This is a genomic window from Streptomyces sp. NPDC006739 (genome assembly GCF_042869815.1).
Classification (GTDB): domain Bacteria; phylum Actinomycetota; class Actinomycetes; order Streptomycetales; family Streptomycetaceae; genus Streptomyces.
Window position 1 is genome coordinate 1 of sequence record NZ_JBIAGM010000053.1, and the last position, 24,196, is coordinate 24,196.

Consider the following 24,196-nt stretch of genomic DNA (forward strand, 5'->3'; position numbering starts at 1 on the left):
AGCCACGTGATCATTGTGGCTGTCCCGTACCACCCGGCGTAGCAACCGTGCGAAGTCTCATGACAGGGCGAACGTTGCCTGATACGGCACTAGTTGTAACAGGGGCCACTGACATCGATGCTGATAGGCAGGTTCCGGTGGCTCAATCCGATCGCTTGTCGATCCCTAATCCGTCAAAACATGATTTGAAGGTGACATGAGTGATCAACTCGCTCCAGTATGCCGGAGTGAGAGAACGAAAGATCGGTCACATCGATGGCATCGCTCCAGGTGCGGAGTTCCACCGGCGGTTGCAGGTGAAGCGCAACGACCTGCATCGAGACACCGTGAGGGGCATCTCATGGCTCGACGACGAGGACGGCAGTGAAGTTGCTGACGCCATCGTGCTGCACGGGGGGTACGAGGACGACCGCGACGACTGGACCACGGTCCAGTACACGGGAGCCTCACCCGACAGGGACAAATACAAGGTCAATGGGATAACTAAACTCTTACGCAGTCAATCCTGGGCGTATCAGGACAATGCCGCCCTGAAGCGGAGCCATGACCGAGGCTGGCCCATTCGCGTCATACGAGGGTGGAAGGGTGATTCACGGTATTCGCCGATCAATTGCTACAGATATGACGGCCTGTACGAGATCACGGACATCCGCACAGCCATATCGAAGTCTCCGGCACCAGACGGCACGCCCATTGAAATCTGCCAGTTTGACCTGAGGCGTTTGCCCGAGGAGCTTCAAGACCCGACCTCGGTGGAGCGGCAGATATCAGAGTTGCTGGAGCAGCAGGGTGATGCGCAACAGGGCGAGCCCCGGAACAACCTGTCACAAGGGGAACCGGAGGCAGTAGACGCTGTGACCGAGGGGGAACCGGATGAGGAATCGCTTGGGGCGGAGAAATTTCCCGAGACGCGTTCCGTCCAGGTGCAGCGCCTGGTGCGGGACGATGCGGTGATAAGGAACGTGAAGAGGCTCCACGATGGAGAGTGTCAGGTGTGCGGCCTCCAGTTGTTGGGACCAGACGGGAAGCCCTACAGCGAAGGCGCTCACATCCGTCCTCTCGGCAAGCCGCACAGGGGCCCCGACGTGGAGCCGAACGTCATATGCCTATGCCCCAACTGCCATGTGCGACTCGATATAGGGGCCATAGTCATAGACGATGACTGGTCGATCATCGTACGGGCTGGCGCGTTGGACGGGACCATTCGGCCGAAGCTCAAGAGGCATGCAAAGCACAAGGTTCACCTTGACTACATCCGCTACCACCGAGAGTGGTGGATGGGGAGGGCTGACCCCAGCGAGGAGTAGAGCTGGGGCCGTCGCCGTCGGGAACGGGGTGGATAGCGCTTACGGCTACCCCGCCCCGTGACACCCCTCATAGGTCCCGCCCACCCCGCACCAGCACCCATCCCCCCGCTGAGGCGGCCAAACCACAGCCCGCCCCCTCGCCGCCAGCGTCGTCGCGTACTGCGGTAGAAGGGCCACGTCCTCCGGTGAAGTGCCCTCCGAGGCCGCGAAGGCCTCGTACGACGGCACCGTGCCCGTGACGATTCCGAGGTTCGGGGTTCCCGACGAGGAGAGTTCCCTCAGGGAGGTCTCTATCGTCGACAGGTGCTCCTCGTGGGAGGGGTACTCCGCCGCGAGTGAGGGGTACGCCGAGACGAGTTCGGTCAGTTCGGCCGCCGGCCAGTGCAGGACCGCCACCGGGAACGGGCGGGACAGGGCCTCCCGGTAGGCGCCCAGTTCCGCGCGGAGGCGGGAGATCTCCGCTTCCAGTTCCGCCGGGTTGGAGGAGCCCAGGGACCAGACGCGTTTCGGGTCGTGGAGTTCGTCCAGGGAGACCGGGGACGAGTGGAGGGTGTCCGCCAGGGTGTCCCAGTCGTCGTGGGGCAGGCCCAGCATGCGGCGGACGCGGTGGCGGCCGTACAGGACGGGGTGGGTGGAGTACGGGGGCTCGGGCACGTCCGTCAGCAGGAGTGTCGCCGCCTCCGTGAACGTCTCCTGCGCCGCCTCCAGTTCGTCGTGGCTCTCCAGGGACTCCGCGACGATCACCCAGGGGGCCGGGTCGCGGGGCGCGGAGGTGCGGATTCCGGCGATGATCGCTCGGGCCTCGGCCTCGTGGTCGTACTCCCACAGGTTCGAGGCCTTCAGGGCCCGTACCAGATGGGGGTGGTCCAGAGGCGCGGTGCCGGAGAGCAGGCGGTCGTAGAGCGCGGTCGCGGCGGGGCGGTCGCCGGACAGTTCCAGGTGGGCCGCGGCCTGGAGGAGCAGGGCCTCGGCGTCCTCCGGATACAGGCCGGCGGTCCGCTCCAGGCGGGCCGCTTCCGCGGTGTGGTCGACGTTTTCGGCGGGCGTGTCGGGGCGCATGGAGGACACCGTAACGCCGACCAGTGACAGAGGGGAGTAAGGGCTGCTCGTCCCGTCCCCATGAGCAGCCCCATGAGCAGACCCCGTGCGCTCCCGGTGGGGTCCGGGCGCGGTCCTTGTGGGGTCCAGGTGGAGCCCGGGTGTAGTCAGGGTGTGCGGGCGCGGTCCGGGTGTGGGGCCCGGACGTAGCCCGGGTGTGGGGCCCGGACGTAGCCCGGGTGGGGAGCCCGGACGTAGCCCGGGGGCCTACACCGTCACCCCGTCCACCTGCAGCGTCTGCACCGACTTCGCCGCGAAGGGCACCGCCAGCGTCTTGCCGGACAGGTGGATGTCCGAGTGCGGGGTGTAGAGGTCCGAGCCGCCCGTCGTGACCGTGTTCCAGCGCGGGACCAGGCCGCCGGAGCCGCCCGTCACCGTCGTGAACCCCGACAGGTCGAAGGTCAGGGTCTGGGCGGAGGAGGACGTGTTCGCCGCCACGATCACCAGGCGCTTCGCGGACCTGTCCAGGGCCGCCGCCGCGTAGCTCACGCCCGTGTCCAGGATCGTCATGCCGGGGCGGATGTGGCGGCTGAACTGCGCCATGACGTAGTACTTCGTGGTGACCGCGCCCGCCGCCAGGGTGTTCGCGTCGTACGCGATCATCGCCCAGTTCGTGGACGCGTCCATGACCTGCCAGTAGACCCAGGCGGTCGGGTGCAGCCAGCGGAAGTCGTAGAGGAGGTTGCTGGCCAGGGTCAGGCCGGTGCCGTCGTTGTCGCCGGTCTCCGAGTTCCACAGGGCCTTGCCGGCCGTCGTCACGACGTCCGAGTACAGCAGGTCGCGACGCCCGCCGGAGCCCTGGTAGCCGTGCACGTTGACCCGGTCGACATAGCCCTTCGTCGTCGACGAGAAGGAGCCCCAGGTGGTGCGCGCCAGGTCGTAGGTGTTCTCGTCCGAGGCCGAGATCTTCGTGCCGGACAGGCCGCGCTTGTCCAACTCGCTGCGCAGGTACGGCAGTACGGCCGCCTGGACCGTCGAGTCGATGTGGCAGCCCTCCTGGGTGCCGGTCGCCGTCCACCAGGACGAGGAGGGCTCGTTGAAGGCCTCGACCGTCGCGAAGTTCACGCCCCAGTTGTTCTTCGCGTACAGGGCGACCGCCGCCAGGTGCGAGGCGTGCTGGCGGTAGTTCCAGGACTGGAGGTTGTTGCCGCCGCCGGAGGCGCCGGACGGGTTGTGGTTCACGCACATCCACCACATCGGGGAGTTGGCGAACAGCTCCGACACCGCTCCTCGTTGCGTCGCCTTCACCAGCATCGCGCGCTGCGCGGCGTCCGCCGTCCACTTCCAGGCCGAGGAGGTGGGGTCCTCGTTGTTCCAGTCCTGCCAGTAGCCCTCGATCTGCTTGAAGGCGGGGATGTTGGGGGAGGCCACCATGCTCGTGCCGCTCACGGTGTTCCAGCTGGACGCGCCCAGGTTGTAGCGGGCGATGTTCAGTCCCAGGCCGGGCAGCGACGTGCCGTTGTAGGTCGTCGACTTGGTGGTGAAGAAGATGTCGGCGAAGTCGTCCCGGGTACCGAAGACGTTCCCCCACCAGGCCAGGGAGGTGCCCCAGCCCTCCCAGGTGCCGTACGTCGTCGACGGGTTGACGGCGACGGTGGCGTCGGCGCGGGCGGTGCCCGTGGCCAGGGCGCTGCCCAGGAGGCCACCGCCCGCGGCGGCCAGCAGTGTTCTGCGTCGGATCATGGCTGTTTCTTCTGCCTCTCCGTGCGGCTCGGACGCCGGCTCTCTCCGAGGGCGGAGGCCGGCGTCGGCTCGTCCCCCCGCATGCCAAGTCGAAGCATCGGGTGTGACGCGTGAGGTTGTCGAGAGTTGCGACAGCCCTTTCTAAAACCCGTGGAGGAAGGCTGGTGGGTAGCCCGGTGGGGAGCTGTCTCTGGTGACTTGGCGGCGCTGCCCCTATCGTGCGGGCGCCTCCGTCGAGCGTGCGGGGGCTCCGGTCAGGAGGTGCGCGCATGCGGACGACGGCGGTGCGGGTCGTGCGGCACGGTGACCGGCGGCGCCGCGGCCGGCTGCGGCGGGGGGTGTGGACGGGCGGCGAGCTGCTGGTGACGGTCGGGGTCGTCCTCGCGCTGCTGGTCGTCCACCAGTTGTGGTGGACCAACCGGGAGGCCCGGCGCGGGGCCGAGCGGAAGGTGGAGGCGCTGGAACGGGAGTGGGGGGCGGCCGGGGGGAGCGCGGGCGACGGGGCCGGGGGCGGCGCATCCTCCGCGTCCTCCGGAGACGCCTCTTCCCCGGCGGGTACGGGGGGTGCCGGGCGGCAGCGGTCGTACGGCACCGGCGCCGGTGACGGCGCGGGTGCCTACGTCGCCGTGGCACGGCCGGGGCCCTCCCAGGCGTACGCCGTGCTCATCATCCCCCGCCTCGGCCTGCGCGTTCCCATCGCCGAAGGCGTGAGCAAGCCGGACGTCCTCAACAAGGGGTACGTCGGCCACTACCCCGGGACCCAACAGCCGGGCCAGGCGGGGAACTTCGCACTCGCCGGGCACCGGAACACGCACGGGGAGCCGTTCCGCTATCTGCCGCGGCTGCGGATCAGGGACACGGTGGAGGTGGAGACCGGCGCGGCGACGTACACGTACACGGTCGACCAGATCCTGCCGCAGACCTCGTCCCTCGACTCGGGCGTCATACGACCCGTACCGCGTTCCGTCGTGCAGCCCGCCTACGGCTACCACGACCCCGGCCACTACATCACCCTGACCACCTGCACACCGGAGTTCACGTCCCGGTACCGGATGGTCGTGTGGGGGAAGCTGGTGTCGACGCGGCCCCGTGGAGACTGATCCCATCGGGTATAACCGAGTGCAGGACACGCAGGACCCGCAGGAGAGAGAGGGGGCGTCGATGATCCGTGGCCGCGTCGGTGCGCGCCCCGCCCCCGTCCCGCTGTTCCACCTGCTCACTGGCCTGCTCACGGTCCTGCTCACGGTCGCGCTGCTCGACACCGGCACCCTCTCCACCACCGTCGCGCTCGCCGCGACCGCGGCCGCCGGAGCCGCGCTCGCCGTCTGCTCACTGATCGCCGCACGCTGCGCGCCCGCCGTGCCGCCCACCCGGGTGCGTACGGCCATCCGCGACCGCGACCGCCGTACGGCCTTCCTGCCGCAACGCGACCCCGACGCCTCCGGCCGGCCACGGCCCAGGGCACCCGGGCACGCCCTCCGGACGATCACCGCGTAGGGCACCGCTCCTCCTCGCCGTGACCCCGCGCGGGTCGTCATGCCGCCACCCGACACCTCTGACCCGGTCCACACCGGCAGACTCCGGCACGACGAGACCCCACGGAGGGCTCACCCATGTCCGTCTCCCCGTCCGTTTCCCTGTCCGCTCCGCTGTCCGTGTTCGCCGGTCTGGTCGAACGGCTCGCCGACCTGCTCCAACCGCTCTGCCACGCCTCCGCGACGGCCGCCGCGATCGTCCTGTTCACCGCGCTCGTACGACTCCTCGTCCATCCCCTCTCCCGGGCCGCCGCGCGCGGGCAGCGCGCCCGGGCCGCGCTCCAGCCCAGGGTCGCCGAGCTGCGGAGGAAGCACGCGAAGAACCCCGAGGAGCTGCGGAAGGCGGTGCTGGAACTGCACACCGAGGCCAAGGTCTCACCGCTCTCCGGGTGCCTGCCCAGCCTGCTCCAGCTGCCCGCCTTCTTCCTCCTCTACCGCCTCTTCTCCCACACGACGATCGGCGGCGCGAGCAACGGGCTGCTCACCCACTCGCTGTTCGCCGCGCCCCTGGGCGGACGGTGGGCCGACGCCCTCGCCGACGGCGGGGTGTTCGGCGCGGCCGGGGTCGTCTACCTGGGGCTCTTCGCCGTCGTCGGCGCCGTCGCGACCTTCACCTTCCTGCGTACGCGGCGGACGGCCGCGGCGGACAGTCCCGCCGTGCCGGCCGCCGACGAGCAGGTGCCCGGGCTCGCCGCCGTCGGCAGGGTCATGCCGTTCATGTCCTTCCTCACGCTGGTCACCGTGGCCGTGATGCCGCTGGCCGCCGCGCTCTACGTCGTCACCAGCACCACCTGGAGCGCGGTGGAGCGCGCCGCGCTCTATCGGTGAGGGCGGTTACGGTCCAGTACGTGAACCGGGTATTGCGGAGCGGACGCCGACCTTGGAGGATCAACCAGTCCTCCGATGGCTGCACCCATCGGCCGGGCGCCCGTGATCGAGGGAGATAGTGACCATGAAGCTGCTGCGAGTCGGTACGGCGGGGTCGGAGCGGCCCGCGCTGCTCGATGCCGAGGGGACCCTGCGGGACCTGTCGGGGGTCGTGGACGACATCGACGGGGCGCTCCTCGCCGACGACGCCGCGCTCGGCCGGATCCGGGCCGCCGCCGAGGCCGGGGAGCTGCCCGCGCTGGACGCGACCGCGCTGCGGATCGGCCCGCCGCTGGGGCGGATCGGGAAGATCGTGTGCATCGGGCTCAACTACCACGACCACGCCCGCGAGACCGGCGCCGAGCCGCCCGCCGAGCCGGTCGTCTTCTTCAAGGCCGCGGACACGGTCGTCGGGCCGAACGACACGGTGCTCGTACCGCGCGGGTCCGCCAAGACCGACTGGGAGGTGGAGCTGGCCGTCGTCATCGGGCGTACGGCCCGCTACCTGGACTCGGCCGAGGAGGCGCTCGCGCACGTCGCCGGGTACGCGGTCGCGCACGACGTGTCCGAGCGGGAGTTCCAGATCGAGCGGGGCGGAACCTGGGACAAGGGGAAGAACTGCGAGACGTTCAACCCGCTCGGGCCCTGGCTGGTGACGGCCGACGAGGTACCGGACCCGCAGGCGCTCTCGCTCAGGCTGTGGGTGAACGGCGAGCTGAAGCAGGACGGCACGACCGCCGAGCAGATCTTCCCGGTGGCGGAAGTCGTCCGGTACGTCAGCCGGTTCATGACGCTGTACCCCGGCGACGTCATCAACACGGGCACCCCGGCCGGGGTGGCCCTCGGGCGGCCCGAGCCGAAGCCGTTCCTGCGGGCCGGGGACGTCGTCGAGCTGGAGATCGAGGGCCTGGGGCGGCAGCGGCAGCAGTTCAAGGACGCGTAGGCGCTCCGCCCGGCTCGGCTGGACCGGGGGCGCGGGTGATGGTTCGGCCGCGGGCGGTGGGTGGCCGGTCGCGCGGTTCCCCGCGCCCCTCGGGTGGGACCGGTCAGGCCAGCAGCGACGCCAGCCTGCGCCAGGCCTCGCGCGGCAGGGCATCGCGCGAGCCTCCGTCGACCACCTGGATCGCCACATGGTCCGCGCCCGCCTGGTGGAAGGCGTCGACACGGTCCCGGACACGGTCCTCCCCGCCCCACGCGTACAGCGCGTCGATCAGACGGTCGCTGCCGCCGTCGGCCAGGTCGTCCTCGGTGAAGCCGAGCCGCAGGAAGCTGTTGGTGTAGTTCGGCAGGGCGAGGTACACGGCGAGGCTGTCGCGGGCGAGCGCGCGGGCGCGGGCCGGGTCGGTCTCCAGGACCACCTTGAACTCGGGGGCGAGGAGCGGGGCCGCGCCCAGGATCTCCCGCGCCCGGGCGGTGTGCTCCGGGGTCACCAGGTACGGGATCGAGCCCGCCGCCCGGTCCCGGGACAGCTCCAGGGTCCTGGGGCCGAGCGCGGCCAGCACCCGCCGCCCGGCGGGCACCCCGGCCGCGTCCAGGGCGTCGAGATGGGCGACCAGGGCCGAGTACGGGCGCCGGTACTGGTCGGCGAGCTTGGCGTGGCTCACCCCGAGGCCGAGCAGGAAACGCCCGGGGTGGGAGGCCTCCAGCGCCTCGAAGGCCGCCGCGCTGTCGGCCGGCTCGTGCTCCCAGATGCTCTGGATGCTGGTGGCGACGGTGAGCGTACGGGTGGCCTCGATGAGCGGTAGGGCGTTGCGGGCGGAGCTGTTGCCGCCGAGCCAGACGGCACCGAAGCCGAGTTCCTCCAGGTCGGCGGCGGCCTCGGTGAGTTCGCCGCGCCGGGAGGGGTCCTCCGAGCGCAGCCCGACACTCCAGATTCCGTATCGGCCGACCTTCTCCTTCAGACCGGCGGTCTCCTCGAGTACGTCACTCATCGCTTCGGTTCCTCCACGGTCGCGGGCTCGTGCACTCAGGCGGTCGGGTGCGCGGGCGCTCGGGTGTTCCAGGGCTCCTGTTCCGTGCCAACCGGAGGGAGCCGCGGGTTAATCCCGGGTCAGGAACTGTTCCAGCGCCTCCACCACGAAGCGGTGGTCCTGGAGCTGGGGCAGACCGGAGACGGTCACCGCCCCGACGACGCCCACGTTCTCGACGTTGACCGGGAAGGACCCGCCGTGGGCCGCGTACACGTCCGGGTCGAGGCGGGAGGAGTCCTCGAACGTCGTGCCCTTGGCCCGGAACCGGGCGCCGACCAGGTAGGACGAGGTCCCGTAACGCTCCACCACCCGGCGCTTGCGGTCGATCCAGGCGTCGTTGTCCGGGGTGGAGCCGGGCAGTGCGGCGTGGAACAGCCGCCGGCCGGCGCGGTGGATGCCGATGGCCACCGGGGCCTGGCGCTCCCGGGCCAGTTCGACGAGGAGGGAGCCGAGGGCCCAGGCGTCGTCGTAGGTGAACTGCCGGAAGACCAGGCGGCGTTCCTCGGCCTCCAGCTCCTCGACGGTCGGGGTGATCTCGGGGGCGAACTTCGGGGTGATCTGCGGGTGGTGCATCAGAGCGTCACCGTCTTTCCGTCACGGGCGCTGCGGCGGGCCGCCTCCAGCACGTCGAGGGCGGCGGCCGCCTCCAGGGCGGTCACCGGGTTGGGGCCGGCACCGCCGAGGGCGGCGGCCACGGCCGAGTAGTAGGCGGGGTAGTCGCCCGGGAGGGTGGGCACGGCCCGGCCGCCGCCGGTGAGCGGGGACTCCCCGGAGCCGAGCCGGCCCCACAGCTCCTCGGGCTCGGTGCCCCAGCCGGCACCGGGGCGAAGGCCCTCGCGCAGGGCCGCCTCCTGCGGGTCGAGGCCGTACTTCACATAGCCGGCGCGGGAGCCCAGCACCCGCACGCGCGGGCCGAGTTGGGCGGCCGTCGCGGAGACGTGGAGGTGGGAGCGGACGCCATTCGCGTGGGTGAGCGCGATGAAGGTGTCGTCGTCGGTCTCCGCGCCGGGACGGCGGACGTCCGTCTCCGCGTACACCTGGGTGGCCGGGCCGAAGAGGACCAGGGCCTGGTCGACGACATGGCTGCCGAGGTCGTAGAGCAGACCTCCGATCTCTTCCGGGTCGCCGGACTCGCGCCAGCCGCCCTTGGGCTGGGGGCGCCAGCGCTCGAAGCGGGACTCGAAGCGCCAGGGGTCACCCAGTTCGCCCTCGTCGAGCAGCCGGCGGAGGGTCAGGAAGTCGTTGTCCCAGCGGCGGTTCTGGAAGACCGACAGCAGCAGTCCGCGCTCCTCGGCGAGGGCGGCGAGGGCACGGGCCTCGGCGGCGGTGCCGGCGACCGGCTTGTCCACGACGACCGGCAGCCCCGCCTCGAGGGCGGCGGTCGCCAGCGGGACGTGGGTCTTGTTCGGGGAGGCGATGACGATCAGGTCGAGCGCGTCGGCCGCGGCGGCGCGGTCGAACAGTTCGTCGGGGGTGGCGGCGAGCCGGACGTCCGGGAACTCGGCTCGCGCCTGCGCCTGCCGCCGGGGGTTCGCGGTGACCACGGTGTCGAGGACCAGGCCCTCGGTGGCGGCGATCAGCGGGGCGTGGAAGACGGAGCCCGCCAGGCCGTAGCCGATCAGGCCCACGCGGCGGGGGCGCGACGCGTCGGGGGTGCCAGGGTTGCCAAGGTCGCCAGGATTGCCGGGGTTGCCAGTACCAGTGCCAGTCATGGCTCCCACTTTCGCAACGCTGTTGCCAAAGGGCAAGTGGAGGGGAGAATGGGGAGCGTGAATCTGTTGGCGCTGCGTAGTCACAACCTCGCCCTCGTGCTGGATCTGCTGCGGACCGCCGGGGCCGAGGGGATCAGCCGGCTGGAGCTGGCCGAGCGGACCGGACTGACCCCCCAGGCGGTCAGCAAGATCACCGGCCGGCTGCGGGAGGCGGGTTTCGCGGCGGAGGCGGGGCGGCGGGCGTCCACGGGCGGCAAGCCGCGCACGGTGCTGCGCCTGGTGCCCGAGGCGGGGCACGCGGTCGGGGTGCACCTGGACCGGGACGAACTGCGGGCGGTGCTGGTCGACCTCGACGGGGCCGTGGTCGGCGAGCGGTCGGGGGAACTGGACCTGGGGGGTGGGGCCGGGTCCGTGGTGGAGGCGGTGGCCCGGGGGGTCGAGGAGGTGGCGGGCGCGCTCTCCGCCACGGACGGTGCCAGGGGTGCCGGCGTCGGCTCGCTTCTCGGGGTCGGCGTCGCGTTGCCCGGACCGTTGGACCACGCGCGCGGTGTGCTGCACCGGGTGACCGGGTTCCCCGAGTGGGACGGTTTCCCCCTCAGGGACGCGCTCGCGAAGCGGCTGGGCGTGCCGGTGGTGGTGGACAAGGACACGAACGCGGCGGCTCTCGGGCTCTCGGTCGGCGGCGAGGGCGACTCCTTCGCCTACCTCCACCTCGGTACCGGGCTGGGGGCCGGGCTGGTGATGGGCGGCAGCGTGCACCGGGGGGCGCGCACCGGCGCGGGGGAGTTCGGACACCAGGTGATCCAGCTGGACGGGCCGCGCTGCGAGTGCGGCGACCGGGGATGCATCGAGGCGCTGTGCCTGGCGGCGGTGCGACGGGGGGATCTCGCGCGGGCGGCACGGGTGCTGGGGGCGGGGGCGGCGAACCTCGTCGGCCTGCTCGACATCGACCTCGTGCTGCTGGGCGGCCGGACGGTCACGGCGGCACCGGAGGCGTTCGTACGGGGAGTAGCCCAGGTGCTGGAGGAGCGTGCGCGGCGGGAGGGCGCCCTGGGCGGGAGCGTCCCGGTGCGGGTCGCCCCCGGCGGCGGGCGGACGGTGGCGGAGGGGGCGGCGCAGTTGCTGATGGGGCCGTTGTTCGGGCGGGGCGACGGGTGAGGGGACGGGTGAGCGGACGGGCGGGAGGGCCTGCGGGGGTGCGCCTGCCGACGGAACCCCGGCCGGACGGGCGGTTTCGCTGCCCCATTGGGGGGTGTGCGCGGAGTGGCGTGGAGCCGGCCGCCCACCCCCTCACCAGGATCATGTGCTCATGCGACTGTGCACGCCCCTGTCCCCCTTCCTTGCCGCAGCGGCCGCCGTCGTCGCCGTTCTGGTTCCCGTGTCGCCGGAACTCGCCCGCGCCGACTCCGGGCCCTCCTGCGCCGGGTCGGACGACCGGAACTTCCCCCTGGCCACCCGCATCCACGGCGGCCCCGGCTCCTACGAGGCCGGGGGCGGCTACGGCACCTGGTACATCGACCTCACCAACACCACCCGCCGTACCTGCGCCGCCGTCCACCCCGTCGTCGTGTTCGTCGACGACAAGCGCGCGCTGAAGCCGTCGCAGCCCAAGCTGGAGTTCTACGACGGCCCGCGCACCCGGCCCGTCCGCTTCGAGACCACCGACGAGAAGGAGCTGGTCGGGGTGTTCGACGGGGACGGCTTCGACGGGTTCTCGGTGGCGCCCGGCAAGACCGTCACCGTCAAGGTGCGGCTCTCGCTCACCTCCGACGCCGTACCGGACACCGTCACCGCCAACGCCGCCGCCGTGCAGCGCCATGGTCAGGACGGGGAGTGGGTGGGGGAGTCGAACGCCTATCGGTTCGGCATCGACCAGGACCCCGGGACGGATCAGGACGGTGGCGTGACCGTGCCGGAACCGGACAGCTCCGGTGTCGCGTCCACCGCTCCCAGTCCCGCTCCCAGCCCGGCTCCCAGCCTCGCCCCGAGCGCCGATTCCAGCGTCGGCCCCGGCCCCCGCACCACGTACGCCGCCTCCGACCCCTCGAATCCCCCGGTCTCGTCCGACCCGGCCGACATGTCGGACCCCTCAGACCCCTCAGGCCGCTCCGACCTCTCCGACCCTTCCGACCCCTCCCTCCCCTTCGCCCAGGAGGCTCAGGAGGCCGGGGAACGGGCCCGGGAGCTGGCCCGGACCGGGACCGGGCTCGCGCACGGGCTCCTCGCGGTCGCCGCCACCCTGCTCGCCGTCGGAACGAGCGCGTTCCTGCTGGCCCGCCGGCGCCGCTGAGCCGGACACCCCGGCCGACCGGCCGGCCGACTGACCGGACACCCCGGCTGACCACACAGTGAGCAGGGCATTCCGGCAAGATCGGACCTGTGTCTAGGCTGGGGCGCACGCAGACCGCGTACGGCAGGAGAGACCGCGCATGTCAGAACGCAAGCCCATCGAGTCATGGCTCACCGACATGGACGGTGTCCTCATCCACGAGGGCGTGCCGATCCCCGGCGCCGACGCCTTCCTCAAGAAACTGCGTGACTCCGGCAAGCCCTTCCTGGTGCTCACCAACAACTCCATCTACACCCCGCGCGACCTTCAGGCGCGCCTCGCCCGCATGGGCCTGGACGTGCCGGTCGAGAACATCTGGACCTCGGCGCTGGCCACCGCCAAGTTCCTGGACGACCAGCGGCCGGGCGGCTCGGCGTACGTCATCGGCGAGGCGGGCCTGACCACCGCGCTGCACGACATCGGCTACATCCTCACCGACCACGAGCCCGACTACGTCGTCCTCGGTGAGACCCGCACCTACTCCTTCGAGGCCATGACGAAGGCGGTACGGCTGATAAACGGGGGCGCCCGGTTCATCTGCACCAACCCCGACGAGACCGGCCCGTCCACCGAGGGCCCGCTGCCCGCGACCGGGGCGGTGGCGGCCCTGATCACCAAGGCGACCGGCAAGCAGCCGTACTTCGCCGGCAAGCCCAACCCGCTGATGATGCGCACGGGCCTGAACGCCATCGGCGCCCACTCCGAGACCAGCGCGATGATCGGCGACCGCATGGACACCGACGTACTGGCCGGGATGGAGGCCGGGATGCAGACCTTCCTGGTGCTCACCGGTCTGACCCGGCCCGAGCAGGTGGAGAACTTCCCGTACCGGCCGTCCAAGGTCGTCGACTCCATCGCGGACCTCGTCGAGCGCGTCTGAGCCCGCCGCGCACGAACGGTCCGGGCCTGAGCAGTCCTGACCAGCGGCGATACGCGTTCGGCCTCGCTCGAACGGAGTAATCGGGCGCCGTTCGGGGATGCGGGGGCCCCCGGGGCGGGGGAGCCTTCAGGTAACTGGAGGTTCACGATGGGCTCACTGCGACTCACACTCTGTACAGCGATCCTCGCCCTGGCCGCGCTCGCCCCGACGGCGTACGCGGCCGGCGGCGACGTCTCCGTGACCCCGTCAAGCCCGGCCCCCGGCTCCGACGTGACACTGACCGTGCGGGGCTGCTCCGGAGTCAGCGCCACGGCCGTCTCCACCGCGTTCGTCGCGGACGCCCGGCTGACCGGCGGCTCCGGCACGCTGACCGGTGAGAGCCGGGTCCGCTCCTCGCTCACACCGGGCGCCTACGACGTGAAGGTCGACTGCGCCGACTCCGTGGTGACCGGCAGCATCACGGTCGGCGGGTTCACGGCCGACGGAAGCACGGTCGGCGGGAAGACGGTCGGCGGCAGGACGGCCGCCGGGGACACGGTCGGCGGCAGGACGGCGGGGCGCACGGCGGGGCTCGCGGCACCGCGCCGGGCGGAGCCGTCCGCGGATCCCGCCACTCCGGTCACTCCCGCCACTCCCACCGCACCGGTGCGCGCCGGCGGGGGCGGCACCGCGCCCCTCGCCCTGGTGGACGCCCACCCGACCGGGCCGGACGCCGCGCAGGCGGTGACGGGTCTGGTGCTGGCCGGGGGCGCGGCGGCCGCCGTCGCACTGCTCGGCGCCCGCCGGAGCCGGGGCACGAAATGAGGCGCGGGTGGCATGTCCGACCACGGTGAGCGTTCCTCCGGCACTGCGCGGCTGCTCACCGGCGTGACCTGGGCGGTGCTGCTGCTCGGGCTGTGGCTGTGGGGCCGTGGGGTGAGCGACGTACGGCAGTCCGCGTCGGGTCCGGCCACCGGTGACATCGCCGCCGTCGGCCGGCCCGCGCCCGGCGCCCGGCTCCCGCCCGCCGCGGCGCCGCTCGGGCAGGCCCTGCCGCAACGCCTCGACATTCCCGGCCTCGGGGTGCAGGCACCGGTGGTGGCCCGGGGCCTGGACGGTCAGGGCGCCGTCGATCCGCCGCCCTTCGACCAGCCGGGCGTGGTCGGCTGGTACGGCTCCGGGACCAGACCCGGCGCCGTCGGGACGGCCGTGATGGTGGGCCATGTCGACACCGAGAGCCGGCCCGCCGTCTTCTACCGGCTCCGCACCCTCAGGCCGGGCGGGACGATCCGGGTGGCCCGCTCGGACGGCACGGTCGCCGAGTTCACCGTCGACGACGTCCGGGTCCTGCCCCGGGCGCACTTCGACGCCCGGCAGGCCTACGGGCCGCGCAAGCCGGGCCGCGCCGAACTCCGGCTGATCACCTGCGGCGGCACCTTCGACCGGGCCGGCCACACCTACACGGCGAACGTGGTGGTCTCCGCCTACCTCACCGGCACCGGCCTGTGACGCCGGGAGCGGGCCGCTCAGCGGACGGCCGTCGGCAATGTCTGCCACAAGGAGCCCGCGCGACCTCGTGACCGGGACGGTGGGTATGTCACGATTGGCGCCTGGACAAGTCCATCCCCGGGGGGAGTTGGATGTACGACAACAGGGGGGCCCTCGGCTCCTCGGCGCGGGCACGGGCGTCGGCGGTGGTGCTGGGGGCGGCACTGCTGGTCACCGGGTGCTCCTCCGGGGGCGGGCACCGGACGGCGGACCCGGGCGGCCGGATCACCCAGCAGCCGAAGGAGGCCGACCCGTTCTGGGTGAACCCGGACGGCAACGCGGCCCGGCAGGTCGCCGCCTACGAGAAGGACGGCAACACGTCCGACGCCGAGCGGATCAGAAAGATCGCCGAGCAGCCGACGGGCGAGTGGATCGGCCCGGAGAACCCGGAACCGGAGGCCCGGGGCTTCACCGAGGCCGCCCAGAAGTCCGGCCGCAGGGCCCTGCTCGTCCTCTACGACATCCCGCACCGCGACTGCGGCCAGTACTCGCAGGGCGGCGCGGCCGACGGCAACACCTACCGCGCCTGGATCGACGGCGTCGCCCGGGGCATCGGGGACCGCCCCGCCACGGTCGTCCTCGAACCGGACGCCGTACTGCACCTGGTGGACGGGTGCACACCGCACCAGTTCCAGGAGGAGCGCTACGACCTCCTCAGGGGCGCGATCACCGAGCTGAAGTCCCTGAAGGACACGAAGGTGTACCTGGACGCGGGGAACGCCGGCTGGGGCCACCCCGACCAGATCTTCCAGCCCCTCCAGCAGGCGGGCGTCGACCGGGCCGACGGCTTCGCCGTCAACGTCGCCAACTTCTACTCCACCCAGGACTCCATCGCCTACGGAAAGCAGCTCTCGGCCAAGGTGGGCGGCAAACACTTCGTCATCGACACCAGCCGCAACGGCAACGGCCCCTACACCTCCGGCGACCCGGGGGAACGCTGGTGCAACCCCCCGGGCCGGTCCCTGGGGGAAACCCCGACGACGAGGACGGCGGACCCCCTGGTGGACGCCTATCTGTGGGTCAAGCGGCCGGGCGAGTCCGACGGGACGTGCAAGGGAGGCCCGAAGGCGGGCCTGTGGTGGCCGAGCTACGCACTCGGACTCGCCGGATCCGGTACCTGACCCGGGCGGCCCTCCCGTTCCTCTCGGCCGGGAGGGCCGCCGACCGCCCTGCGGTCAGGGGACGTTCACCCACTGCGCCTTCGACGGCGTCCCCTGGTCGTCGTCCACGAACAGCATGTACCACCCCGACGGCACCAGGTTCCGGTCCTTCGGCACCGTCACCGTGACCTCGTCCCCGGACGCCTTGAAGTCCAGCGCGACGGACCGCTGGTCGACGTCCGTGACATGCGTCGAGGCGCTGGGCCGCATCAGCCGTACCTTCCTGACCGCGGACGCCTGCGGCGAGGTGAACGTCCCCGAGGCGCCGCGGGCGATCGTCCGCGGCCCCCCGGACAGCGAGGGACGCGAATCCCGGTACAGGTAGGGCGGCGTGTAGATCTCGATCCGCTGCTCGAACTTCCCCGGCCTGGTGTTCGCCTTGTCGCCGTACAGCGAGTCGGAGCCGAAGAACATCACCCGCCCGTCCGGCAGCAGGATCGACCCGGAGTGGTAGTTGCGGCCCACCAGCGGGTCCGCGACCCGGGTGAAGCTGTTGCCGTCCGGGTGGTAGAGCCGGGCCTGGAAGATGTCGGAGTCGCCGCGCCCCCGGTAGTCCTGCGAGCCGCCCGAGACCAGCACGGTGTCGTCGGGCAGGACCGAGGACTGCGGGTAGCGCGTGCCCTTCTCCAGCGAGGGCCCGTCCACGAACCCGGGGCTCGCGGCCTTCAGGTCGATCAGCCGGGTCCGCCTGCTGGACAGCTTGGACTCGCCGACCCCGCCGCCCCCGATCACCAGGTACTTCTGGTTCTGCGCCGGCGGCAGCAGCACGGTCCCCGAGGTCTCCATCAGGGTGGGGTCGCTCAGCCCGGGCAGCTTCGTGAACTGGTTGGTGTCCACGTCCCAGACACCGGGGTCCCGGCCCACGTTGTCCGGGCCGTAGCCCGCGTTGGAGCCCGAGTAGAAGATCTTCCCGTTGTCCATCAGGAACAGCGCGGGGTAGGTCGGGAACTGGCGGATCTTCTTGGTGTACGTCCACTTCTTGGTCGCCGGGTCGAAGATCTCGTTCTTCCCGGGGACCAGCTGGCCGATGTCGTCGAGTCCGGAGACGCTGAGGACCTTCCCGTCGCTCAGGGTGGTGAGCGTCGGGTACCAGCGGGCCTCGTTCATCGGGTCGACCTTGATGTACCGCTCGGCGACCGGGTCGAACTCGAAGGCGTCCCGGATCCCCTGGAAGTCCTTCTTGTCGAGCGCCAGCTTCTGCGCGATGCCGTAGGTGTTGCGGGCGTCGACGCCGGTCAGGCCCTGGACGCGGTAGTTGTCCTGGGTGCCGGTCTCGTACCGGGCGCCGCTCTTCTGGGCCTCGACGTAGATGCGGCCGAGGCCCGGGTCGTTGCGCAGGTACTTCCCGGTCCTCGGGTCGAAGACCTTGCTCGCGCGCGGGACCAGCACCGGGTCCTTGGAGACGAACGTCTTGCCGTTCTCCCTGCCGGTGAACCGGGTGCCCGCGGGCAGCGTCATCGGCTTGTCGGGGTTCTCGTTGTGGACGATCATCAGGCCGCCGGCCTTGGTGACGTCGCCCTTGAGCTTCTCGTACCGCTTGGTCCCGCCCGCGATCAGCAGGTTGCCGTTGGCCAGCTGGGTGTGGCCGGTGCAGAACAGGTCCTTCGGTGTGGGGATCTTCTTGATGGTGCCCTTGACCGGGTCCCAGACACGGGTGTCGAACTTCTTCGCGTCGAAGTTGTCCTGGTTGTTGCCCGAACCCGCGATCAGCAGCACCTTGCCGGTGTGCAGGAGTGCCGCGTGGATGGTGTCCTGGCGGTACTCCTTGGGGAACTGGATGATGTCCCAGTGGCCGTTCTCGGCCTTGTACTCCGGTCTGTTGATCTTGTACTCGTGGTACTGCGCGGTCCCGAAGCGGTACAGCCACGGCCCGTTCATCCCGGCCAGCGCGAGTACCACCGCCGTTCCGATCGCGAACCGACGTGCCCGGCGGCGACCTGCACCGTCGTTCATTCGTTGCGTCCCCCGAGTCCGCCGAGCGCGATCCGCATGGTCTGCTCACCGCTGCCGCCCGACGAGGCGGAGGCGGCCCGGCTGGGCCGCGTCCGCGGGGCGTGCGGCGCGTATCCCGGGGGCACGGCGTCCTCGGGTTCCGCTGCGACGGGGCCGCCCGCCCGCACCTGCGCGGCGGCCTTCCTCCTTTCCTGGCGCAGGGTGTACCGCCAGGCGAGGATCGGTGTGGCGGTGATCAGCAGGGCGAACACCGCCCAGGTGATCATCGCCGGGTGGGAGTGCCCGAACGCGAATCCGGCGCCGAGTGAGCCGCCGAAGACCAGGATGAAGAACCAGTGGATCCGGAACGTCCCGAACAGCGTGTCCGGGCTCGCCGACTCGCCCTTCGGGGTCACCACGAACTTGCTCTTGCGGCGCAGTACGGCGTCCATCAGGGACCGGGCGTAGATCGGCGCGGACAGGGCCGACATCACCATGCCCGCCACACCGCCCGAACCCTCCGGCTCGTGCGGGGAGACGTTGTGCCGCCGGTTCCAGATGTACAGGCCGATCTGGAGCGCGGAGGCGTTGCCGTACAGCATCAGCCACACGGTCGGGTCGATGTTGACCCCCGAGGCGCCCAGGCCCAGGAACAGCGCGCAGCTCAGCGCGGCCAGGATCCAGTTCAGGGCGGACATCGGATAGAAGATGATCATCATGGTGTAGTTGAAGAGCTTGCCGGGCGGCAGCGAGAAGAAGCCCTTCCAGTACTGCTTGAGGATCGTCTCGTAGGTGCCCCGCGACCAGCGCAGCTGCTGGGTGAAGAAGTCGGTCCAGGCGTTCGGTCCCTCGCCGACGGCGAGCACGTCGGGCGTGTAGACCGACCGCCACTTGCGGCCCGTGGCCGGGTTGCGGTGCCGGTGGATCTCGAACCCGGTCGCCATGTCCTCGGTGATCGAGTCGTACAGGCCGCCGATCTGCTTGAGCGCCCTGATGCGTACGGCGTTCGAGGTACCGACGAACATCGGGGCCCCGTACCGGTTGCCGGCCCGCTGGATGAGGGCGTGGAAGAGGAACTGCTGCGACTCGGCGGCCTTGGTGACGAACGTGTCGTAGTTGCCGTAGACCTGCGGTCCGATGACGAAGCCGATGTCCGGGTCGCGGAAGTAGCCCAGCATCCGTTCCAGGTAGTTGGGCAGCGGCACATGGTCGGTGTCGACGGAGGCGAAGTAGTCGTAGTCGTCGCCGTGCGCCTCCAGCCAGGCGTTGTAGTTGCCGTGCTTGGTCCTGGCGCGGTGCGGGCCCTTGGGCTGGTTCCAGCGCGCGACGCCCTTGCGGGTGAAGTGGTGCACGCCCAGGCGCGCGCAGACCGCCTTCACCTCCGGGTCGTCGCCCTCGTCCAGCAGCCAGACGTGCAGCAGCCCCCGATGGCGCAGCCGTACGGCCGCCTCCAGGGTCTTCGTCACCATCTCCAGCGGCTCCTTGCCGGGCACGAAGGAGGTGAGGAAGGCGACCTTGGTGCCGGTCTCCGGGACCACCGGGACGGGGTCGCGGGCGACCAGGGTGGCGTGCGCGTTCGACAGTACGTTCAGACAGCGGAAGAACTCGATCAGGCCGATCGAGACCAGCATGACGACGTCGAGCGCCGGCAGGAAGTCGTAGGCGGGGTAGTCGCGTTGGGTCCAGTGCTCGGGCTGGAGCAGCCAGGCCAGCAGGACCAGCGACAGCAGCGGGGCCGCGCCCAGCATCAGGGCGGCTCGTACGCGGTGCGGCTCCTGCGACAGCAGGGAGCGGTACTGCACCTTGTACGGCTTGGTCGGGTCGGGCTGGGTCAGGGGTCCGGCCAGTCGGCTGTAGTGCTCGTAGTCGTATCTGGGCAGGTTCTTCTTGATGCGGCGGAAGGCTCCCGTGGTGCCGGTGCGGTGCCCGGGCACTCGGAGCTGTGCGGTCTGTGACGGGTCGAAGTGCTGGTCGTGGCTCTGCCGGGCGCCCGTCGGCGTCGACGTCATGAGTTGTCCCCCCACACGCGGGTCACCGCGTGTCTGTCGGTCCTTCCGCCCGCTCGGTCCCCCCTGGACCGCTCACAGGCAGATCACTGGTGGGTCACGGTCACCATGTCTTTTCATCCCTTATGGACATGGATGGGTGACCTTCCGGTTGCATGATGCCCCCCTCGGCATCCGTTCATGACCGGGGCCCCTTTCCCCGCAGACTCGGCAACCGGTTACTTACCCCCCAAGTGCCGCCAATGTGCGGCATCTTGAGCCCTTAGGGTTCTACGGTGTTCAGCATGATCGCAAGACGCGAAACGCGGTGTTTACCGGTCATAGGCGTTCATTGTGGTAAGAGTGGGGATTCTGTGGGCTCTGCGTGTCGGTGGTCGACAGGCCGGCGCGGGTGCGGTATGTCCAGCGGATCGCGCGTCGGCGGGGGGCGCACCCCGGAAAACAGAGATGGCGAGGACGTTCGCGCAATCCGCGAACATGCCTCGCCATCGTCATCGTGCGCCGCCAGGGACTCGAACCCCGGACCCGCTGATTAAGAGTCAGCTGCTCTAACCAACTGAGCTAGCGGCGCCTGCTGACACCGAGAACTCTACCCGACCCCGACCGGTGCTCCCGACCACCCCCGGGTCGGCCCGGCCACCCGGCCGGCGGCTCCCGTACATCATTCGGACCGTCAGCAGGCGCGCCCGGAAGCGACGGTTGGAAAACTGGCGAACGTGCACAGTCGCGGATATTTCAACCCCGAATGTGAGGGGAATCGCATGACGGCTCCGGCCTTCGAGGAACTCGACCCGGCGAGCGAGTGCGAGTGCCCCGGATGCCTCCGCTGGCGGCGGGTGAGCCCCCGCTCGCCGGCCGGCCGCTTCGGTGGCCACCCCGCCGCCCGGGGGATACTGGTCGTGGCCGCCGCCGCGTCCGCCGCCCTCGGTCTCGCACCCCCGGCCGCCGCCCTGACCGCGGCCCACGCCCCGCACCGGGCCGGCGCCCCGGACGACGGCGAACCCGCCACCCCGCAGGGCGCCAGGTCCCCGCTGCACGGCCCGGCCGGCAGTCCGGCCGCGCTCGCCGACCCGGGCCGGACCCCCGCCACCACCCGGGACGAGATCATGAACCGGGCCAGGGCCTGGGTGGCCGCCGGGGTGCCGTACAACATGGGCGCGTACTGGTCCGACGGCTACCGGCAGGACTGTTCCGGCTTCGTCTCCATGGCCTGGGGGCTGGCCGGCAACGAGCAGACCGGCACCCTCGACCAGTACGGCGTCAGGATCAGCCGGGCCGAGCTGCGGCCCGGCGACATCCTGCTCTTCCACAACCCGGCCAACCCCGAGCGCGGCTCGCACGTCGTGCTCTTCGGCGGCTGGACGGACGCCCCGCACACCCACTACACCGCCTACGAGCAGACGCCCCCGCGCACCCAGCGCCGGACCACCCCCTACCCCTACTGGAACAACGCCGGCCGTTACGTCCCCTACCGCTACAAGGGCGTGACCCCCGACTCCGCCGGGGCGAAACCCGCACCGGCCGCCACCGACACCCAGGCCGCCACGCCGTTCCCGGGTGCCGCCTACTTCGGCCCCGGCGCGAACAACCCGTACATCACCCTTCTCGCCCAGATGCTCATCGCGCGCGGTGCCGGCGCCTACTACCCCCAGGGGCCGGGCCCCGCCTGGTCGGAGGCGGACCGGCGGGCCACCCGGGCGTTCCAGCTGGCCCAGGGCTGGAGCGGCGCCGACGCGGACGGGCTGCCGGGCCCACGCACCTGGCAACTGCTCACCGGCCACCGGGGCAAGGACATCGCCCCCGCCTCGCCGGGCACACAAGCCTCGCCGGGCACACAAGCCTCGCCGGACGCCGCGCCGGGCGTACAACCCGCCCCCGGCGCACCCGCCTCGCACGGCGTGTCCGGGTTTCCCGGCCGTGCCCTGTTCCGGCCGGGCGCCGACAACGAGTACGTCACGCGGCTGGGGAGACAGCTGGTGAAGAAAGGATTCGGCGGGTTCTACGCCACCGAGCCCGGCCCGAGCTGGGACGAGGAGCACCGGCGGGCCGTGGAGGCCTTCCAGCGCACCCAGGGCTGGCGCGGCGGCGCGGCGGACGGCTACCCGGGCCCGGAGACCTGGCGCCGCCTCTTCTCGTGAACCGCCGACCGCCGCCCACCACCCACACCCCCCGCAACCCACTCGTCACAACGCAACGCATCTGGCGCGGAGGCTGGAGGCACGCATGAGTACGACCACGTCCCACACGCCCGAATCCGAGGGGCCCGCGGAAACCCCGAGCCCCCGTCCGGTCCGGCTGATCCAGAACGAGTGCACCACCGAGATCCCGGTCCATCTGCTGTTCCGTGACGACCCCGACCCGGTCGCGGTGCCGCTGAGGCCCGCCGTGGTGGGCCGCCGGCGCGGCACCGGCGAGCAGCCGCGCCTCGGCCGCCCGGCCCCGGCCCGCGCCCGCCCGGCCCCGCCGCTCGATCCGGACCTCGTGGAGCGCCCGGCGCGGGTGCTGCCCGGCGCCGCCGGGGTGCTCGCCGGGGCGGGCGGGGTGGCCGGCGCTCTGGCCACCTCCTGGTGGGCGGGGGCGCTGCCGCCGCTCGCGGCGCACGCCCTGCGCCTGCCGGCGTCCGCGGGGGCGGGGCCCGGGCCGGCGCAGTGGGCGGCGTACGCCGGCGCTGGGGCGCTGGGCGTGATCGGTTTCGGCGGGCTGGCCCGTGGGGCGACCGGGCGGGCCTGGGTGGTCGGGCTGTTCGGCCGCTACCGGGGGACGGTACGGCGCACCGGTCTGCTCTGGGTGAACCCGCTCCTGCGGCGGCGCCGCGTCGACGTCCGGCTGCGGCACTGGCGCAGCGAGGCCATGCCGGCCGCCGACGGCAACGGGGTGACGGTGCGGGTGGTGGTGCTGGTGGTGTGGCGGGTGCGGGACACCGCGCGGGCCGTGCTCGGGGTGGAGGACCACGAGACGTATCTGCGGGAGTGCGTGGAGGCGGCGCTGGCGAGGGTGCCGGTGGAGGTGCCGGGCGCGGCCCGGGCCGGTGCCGACTCGGCCATGGACGCGCTGACCCGGCTGGTGGCGGCGGACGTGGCGGCCATCGGGCTGGAGGTGTTCTCGGTGCAGCCGGTCCGGGTGGAGTACGCCCCCGAGGTCGCCGACGCGATGCACCGGCGCCGTATCGCCGCGCTGGACGACCGGCAGCGGGCCACCAGGCTCACCTCGGTCGTCGACTCGGTGGAGGACACGGTGACCAGGCTGACCACGCGGGGGCTGGTCGAACTCGACGACTGCGAGCGCAAGACGCTGGTGCGGGACCTGACGGTGGCCTTCTGCTCGGGGCGCGGCGACTCGGGGCCGTGAGCGGGGGCGGACCCGCCTTTGTCGCGTACACGGTCCGGCACGGTCATGGACACGGTCAACGGACGGCAATAATCTGGGACTTGGTCTAGACCTGCACGGCTCAGTGAACCCTCCCCACGAGTTCTCCAGGAGCGGCAGCATGCGTACCAGGACCAAGATGTCGGCCGCCGTGCTGGGCGCGGTCACCGCCGGAGCCTTCGCGCTCTCCACCGGCGGCGCCAGCGGGCACGGCTACACCGACCTTCCCGTCAGCAGGCAGAAGCTGTGCCAGAACGGCACGGTGGCGGACTGCGGCGACATCCAGTGGGAGCCGCAGAGCGTCGAGGGCCCCAAGGGCTTCCCGGCCGCGGGTCCCGCCGACGGCCAGCTCTGCAACGGCGGCCTGAGCCGGTTCGCCCAGCTCAGCTCGCCCACCACCCCGTCCGGCGCGGCCTGGCCGACGACCCGGGTGACCGGCGGCCAGAGCTACACCTTCCGCTGGCAGTTCACCGCCATGCACGCCACGACCGACTTCAGGTACTACGTCACCAAGCAGGGCTGGAACCAGAACCACGCCCTGTCCCGCTCGGACCTCAACACCACCCCGTTCCTGACGGTGCCGTACAACGGCCGGCGCCCGCCGGCCACGCTCAGCCACAGCGGCACCCTGCCGACCGGCCTGAGCGGTCACCACGTCATCCTCGCGGTCTGGACGATCGCCGACACGGGCAACGCCTTCTACGCCTGTTCGGACGTCAGCTTCTGAGCCCGATGCCCCTATGGATGTCAAGCCGCGATACTGCCGCGGACAGGTAGCGGAGCGGAGGCGATGGCTCGGTGGATTTCGCGGGCGACGTACCTCT

At 71.5% G+C, this 24,196-nt stretch carries 21 protein-coding genes and 1 tRNA gene; 14 read left to right on the forward strand and 8 right to left on the reverse strand.

The genetic code is table 11. The annotated features are described in order from the left end of the window. Window positions 1-200 precede the first annotated feature (200 nt). Entirely contained in the window at window positions 201-1,307 is a 1,107-nt protein-coding gene (locus tag ACFYMM_RS42710; protein WP_388397883.1) for a YDG/SRA domain-containing protein, read from the forward strand. A gap of 45 nt (window positions 1,308-1,352) precedes the next feature. Here the strand turns inward: ACFYMM_RS42710 and ACFYMM_RS42715 are convergent, their stop codons facing one another. Both ACFYMM_RS42715 and ACFYMM_RS42720 read right to left on the reverse strand, forming a co-directional pair. Continuing rightward, window positions 1,353-2,366 carry a hypothetical protein gene (locus tag ACFYMM_RS42715; protein WP_388397885.1) on the reverse strand — a complete coding sequence of 338 codons (1,014 nt, stop codon included), beginning with the start codon at window positions 2,364-2,366 and terminating at the stop codon, window positions 1,353-1,355. A 246-nt stretch (window positions 2,367-2,612) separates the two neighbouring features. Further along, window positions 2,613-4,088, reverse strand: coding sequence for a beta-1,6-galactanase (locus ACFYMM_RS42720; protein WP_388397887.1), 1,476 nt, complete (start codon window positions 4,086-4,088; stop codon window positions 2,613-2,615). A 269-nt stretch (window positions 4,089-4,357) separates the two neighbouring features. Between ACFYMM_RS42720 and ACFYMM_RS42725 the strand changes: the two genes are divergently transcribed. The 4 genes from ACFYMM_RS42725 (at window position 4,358) to ACFYMM_RS42740 (ending at window position 7,433) form a co-directional block, all read left to right on the forward strand. Further along, the gene (locus ACFYMM_RS42725) at window positions 4,358-5,188 is read left to right on the forward strand and encodes a class E sortase (RefSeq protein WP_388397890.1); all 831 of its coding nucleotides are present in this window, start codon (window positions 4,358-4,360) and stop codon (window positions 5,186-5,188) included. A 61-nt stretch (window positions 5,189-5,249) separates the two neighbouring features. Beyond that, on the forward strand, window positions 5,250-5,585 hold the full coding sequence (locus tag ACFYMM_RS42730) for a DUF6412 domain-containing protein (RefSeq protein ID WP_388397893.1): 336 nt from the start codon (window positions 5,250-5,252) through the stop codon (window positions 5,583-5,585). A 152-nt stretch (window positions 5,586-5,737) separates the two neighbouring features. Then, the gene (locus ACFYMM_RS42735; RefSeq protein WP_388397933.1) at window positions 5,738-6,451 is read left to right on the forward strand and encodes a YidC/Oxa1 family membrane protein insertase; all 714 of its coding nucleotides are present in this window, start codon (window positions 5,738-5,740) and stop codon (window positions 6,449-6,451) included. A gap of 124 nt (window positions 6,452-6,575) precedes the next feature. Further along, entirely contained in the window at window positions 6,576-7,433 is an 858-nt protein-coding gene (locus tag ACFYMM_RS42740) for a fumarylacetoacetate hydrolase family protein (protein ID WP_388397896.1), read from the forward strand. A gap of 103 nt (window positions 7,434-7,536) precedes the next feature. Here the strand turns inward: ACFYMM_RS42740 and ACFYMM_RS42745 are convergent, their stop codons facing one another. The 3 genes from ACFYMM_RS42745 to ACFYMM_RS42755 form a co-directional block, all read right to left on the reverse strand. Further along, window positions 7,537-8,421 (reverse strand): LLM class F420-dependent oxidoreductase, encoded by an 885-nt coding sequence (locus ACFYMM_RS42745; protein ID WP_388397899.1) that lies wholly within the window; start codon window positions 8,419-8,421, stop codon window positions 7,537-7,539. A 108-nt stretch (window positions 8,422-8,529) separates the two neighbouring features. Next, entirely contained in the window at window positions 8,530-9,033 is a 504-nt protein-coding gene (locus ACFYMM_RS42750; protein WP_388397901.1) for a heme-degrading domain-containing protein, read from the reverse strand. Next, window positions 9,033-10,172: a Gfo/Idh/MocA family oxidoreductase gene (locus tag ACFYMM_RS42755; RefSeq protein ID WP_388397903.1), complete on the reverse strand. Its 1,140-nt coding sequence runs from the start codon at window positions 10,170-10,172 to the stop codon at window positions 9,033-9,035. The genes ACFYMM_RS42750 and ACFYMM_RS42755 overlap by 1 nt, the downstream gene beginning before the upstream one ends. A 48-nt stretch (window positions 10,173-10,220) precedes the next feature. Between ACFYMM_RS42755 and ACFYMM_RS42760 the strand changes: the two genes are divergently transcribed. From ACFYMM_RS42760 to ACFYMM_RS42785, 6 genes are all read left to right on the forward strand, one after another. Then, entirely contained in the window at window positions 10,221-11,330 is a 1,110-nt protein-coding gene (locus ACFYMM_RS42760; protein WP_388397905.1) for an ROK family protein, read from the forward strand. A 151-nt stretch (window positions 11,331-11,481) separates the two neighbouring features. Further along, complete coding sequence (locus ACFYMM_RS42765; RefSeq protein WP_388397908.1) at window positions 11,482-12,462, forward strand: hypothetical protein; 981 nt, start codon at window positions 11,482-11,484, stop codon at window positions 12,460-12,462. Window positions 12,463-12,601: 139 nt separating this feature from the next. Beyond that, entirely contained in the window at window positions 12,602-13,381 is a 780-nt protein-coding gene (locus ACFYMM_RS42770) for an HAD-IIA family hydrolase (RefSeq protein WP_388397910.1), read from the forward strand. Between the two features lie 147 nt (window positions 13,382-13,528). After that, window positions 13,529-14,185 carry a hypothetical protein gene (locus tag ACFYMM_RS42775; RefSeq protein WP_388397912.1) on the forward strand — a complete coding sequence of 219 codons (657 nt, stop codon included), beginning with the start codon at window positions 13,529-13,531 and terminating at the stop codon, window positions 14,183-14,185. 12 nt (window positions 14,186-14,197) lie between these two features. Then, entirely contained in the window at window positions 14,198-14,869 is a 672-nt protein-coding gene (locus ACFYMM_RS42780) for a class F sortase (protein ID WP_388397915.1), read from the forward strand. Window positions 14,870-15,000: 131 nt separating this feature from the next. After that, window positions 15,001-16,029 carry a glycoside hydrolase family 6 protein gene (locus tag ACFYMM_RS42785; RefSeq protein WP_388397917.1) on the forward strand — a complete coding sequence of 343 codons (1,029 nt, stop codon included), beginning with the start codon at window positions 15,001-15,003 and terminating at the stop codon, window positions 16,027-16,029. A gap of 54 nt (window positions 16,030-16,083) precedes the next feature. Here the strand turns inward: ACFYMM_RS42785 and ACFYMM_RS42790 are convergent, their stop codons facing one another. From ACFYMM_RS42790 to ACFYMM_RS42800, 3 genes are all read right to left on the reverse strand, one after another. After that, complete coding sequence (locus ACFYMM_RS42790) at window positions 16,084-18,021, reverse strand: galactose oxidase-like domain-containing protein (protein ID WP_388397920.1); 1,938 nt, start codon at window positions 18,019-18,021, stop codon at window positions 16,084-16,086. Continuing rightward, the gene (locus tag ACFYMM_RS42795) at window positions 18,018-20,009 is read right to left on the reverse strand and encodes a glycosyltransferase family 2 protein (protein ID WP_388397922.1); all 1,992 of its coding nucleotides are present in this window, start codon (window positions 20,007-20,009) and stop codon (window positions 18,018-18,020) included. The genes ACFYMM_RS42790 and ACFYMM_RS42795 overlap by 4 nt, the downstream gene beginning before the upstream one ends. A gap of 494 nt (window positions 20,010-20,503) precedes the next feature. Then, window positions 20,504-20,577 (reverse strand) — tRNA-Lys (locus ACFYMM_RS42800). A gap of 190 nt (window positions 20,578-20,767) precedes the next feature. Between ACFYMM_RS42800 and ACFYMM_RS42805 the strand changes: the two genes are divergently transcribed. The 3 genes from ACFYMM_RS42805 to ACFYMM_RS42815 all read left to right on the forward strand — a co-directional run bounded on the left by ACFYMM_RS42805 (window position 20,768) and on the right by ACFYMM_RS42815 (window position 24,099). Continuing rightward, a complete protein-coding gene (locus ACFYMM_RS42805) occupies window positions 20,768-22,144 on the forward strand; it encodes a peptidoglycan-binding protein (RefSeq protein WP_388397924.1) in 1,377 nt (458 codons plus the stop codon). A gap of 85 nt (window positions 22,145-22,229) precedes the next feature. Then, window positions 22,230-23,354: an SPFH domain-containing protein gene (locus ACFYMM_RS42810; protein ID WP_388397927.1), complete on the forward strand. Its 1,125-nt coding sequence runs from the start codon at window positions 22,230-22,232 to the stop codon at window positions 23,352-23,354. Between the two features lie 139 nt (window positions 23,355-23,493). Next, entirely contained in the window at window positions 23,494-24,099 is a 606-nt protein-coding gene (locus ACFYMM_RS42815; protein WP_388397930.1) for a lytic polysaccharide monooxygenase, read from the forward strand. Window positions 24,100-24,196: the final 97 nt, after the last annotated feature.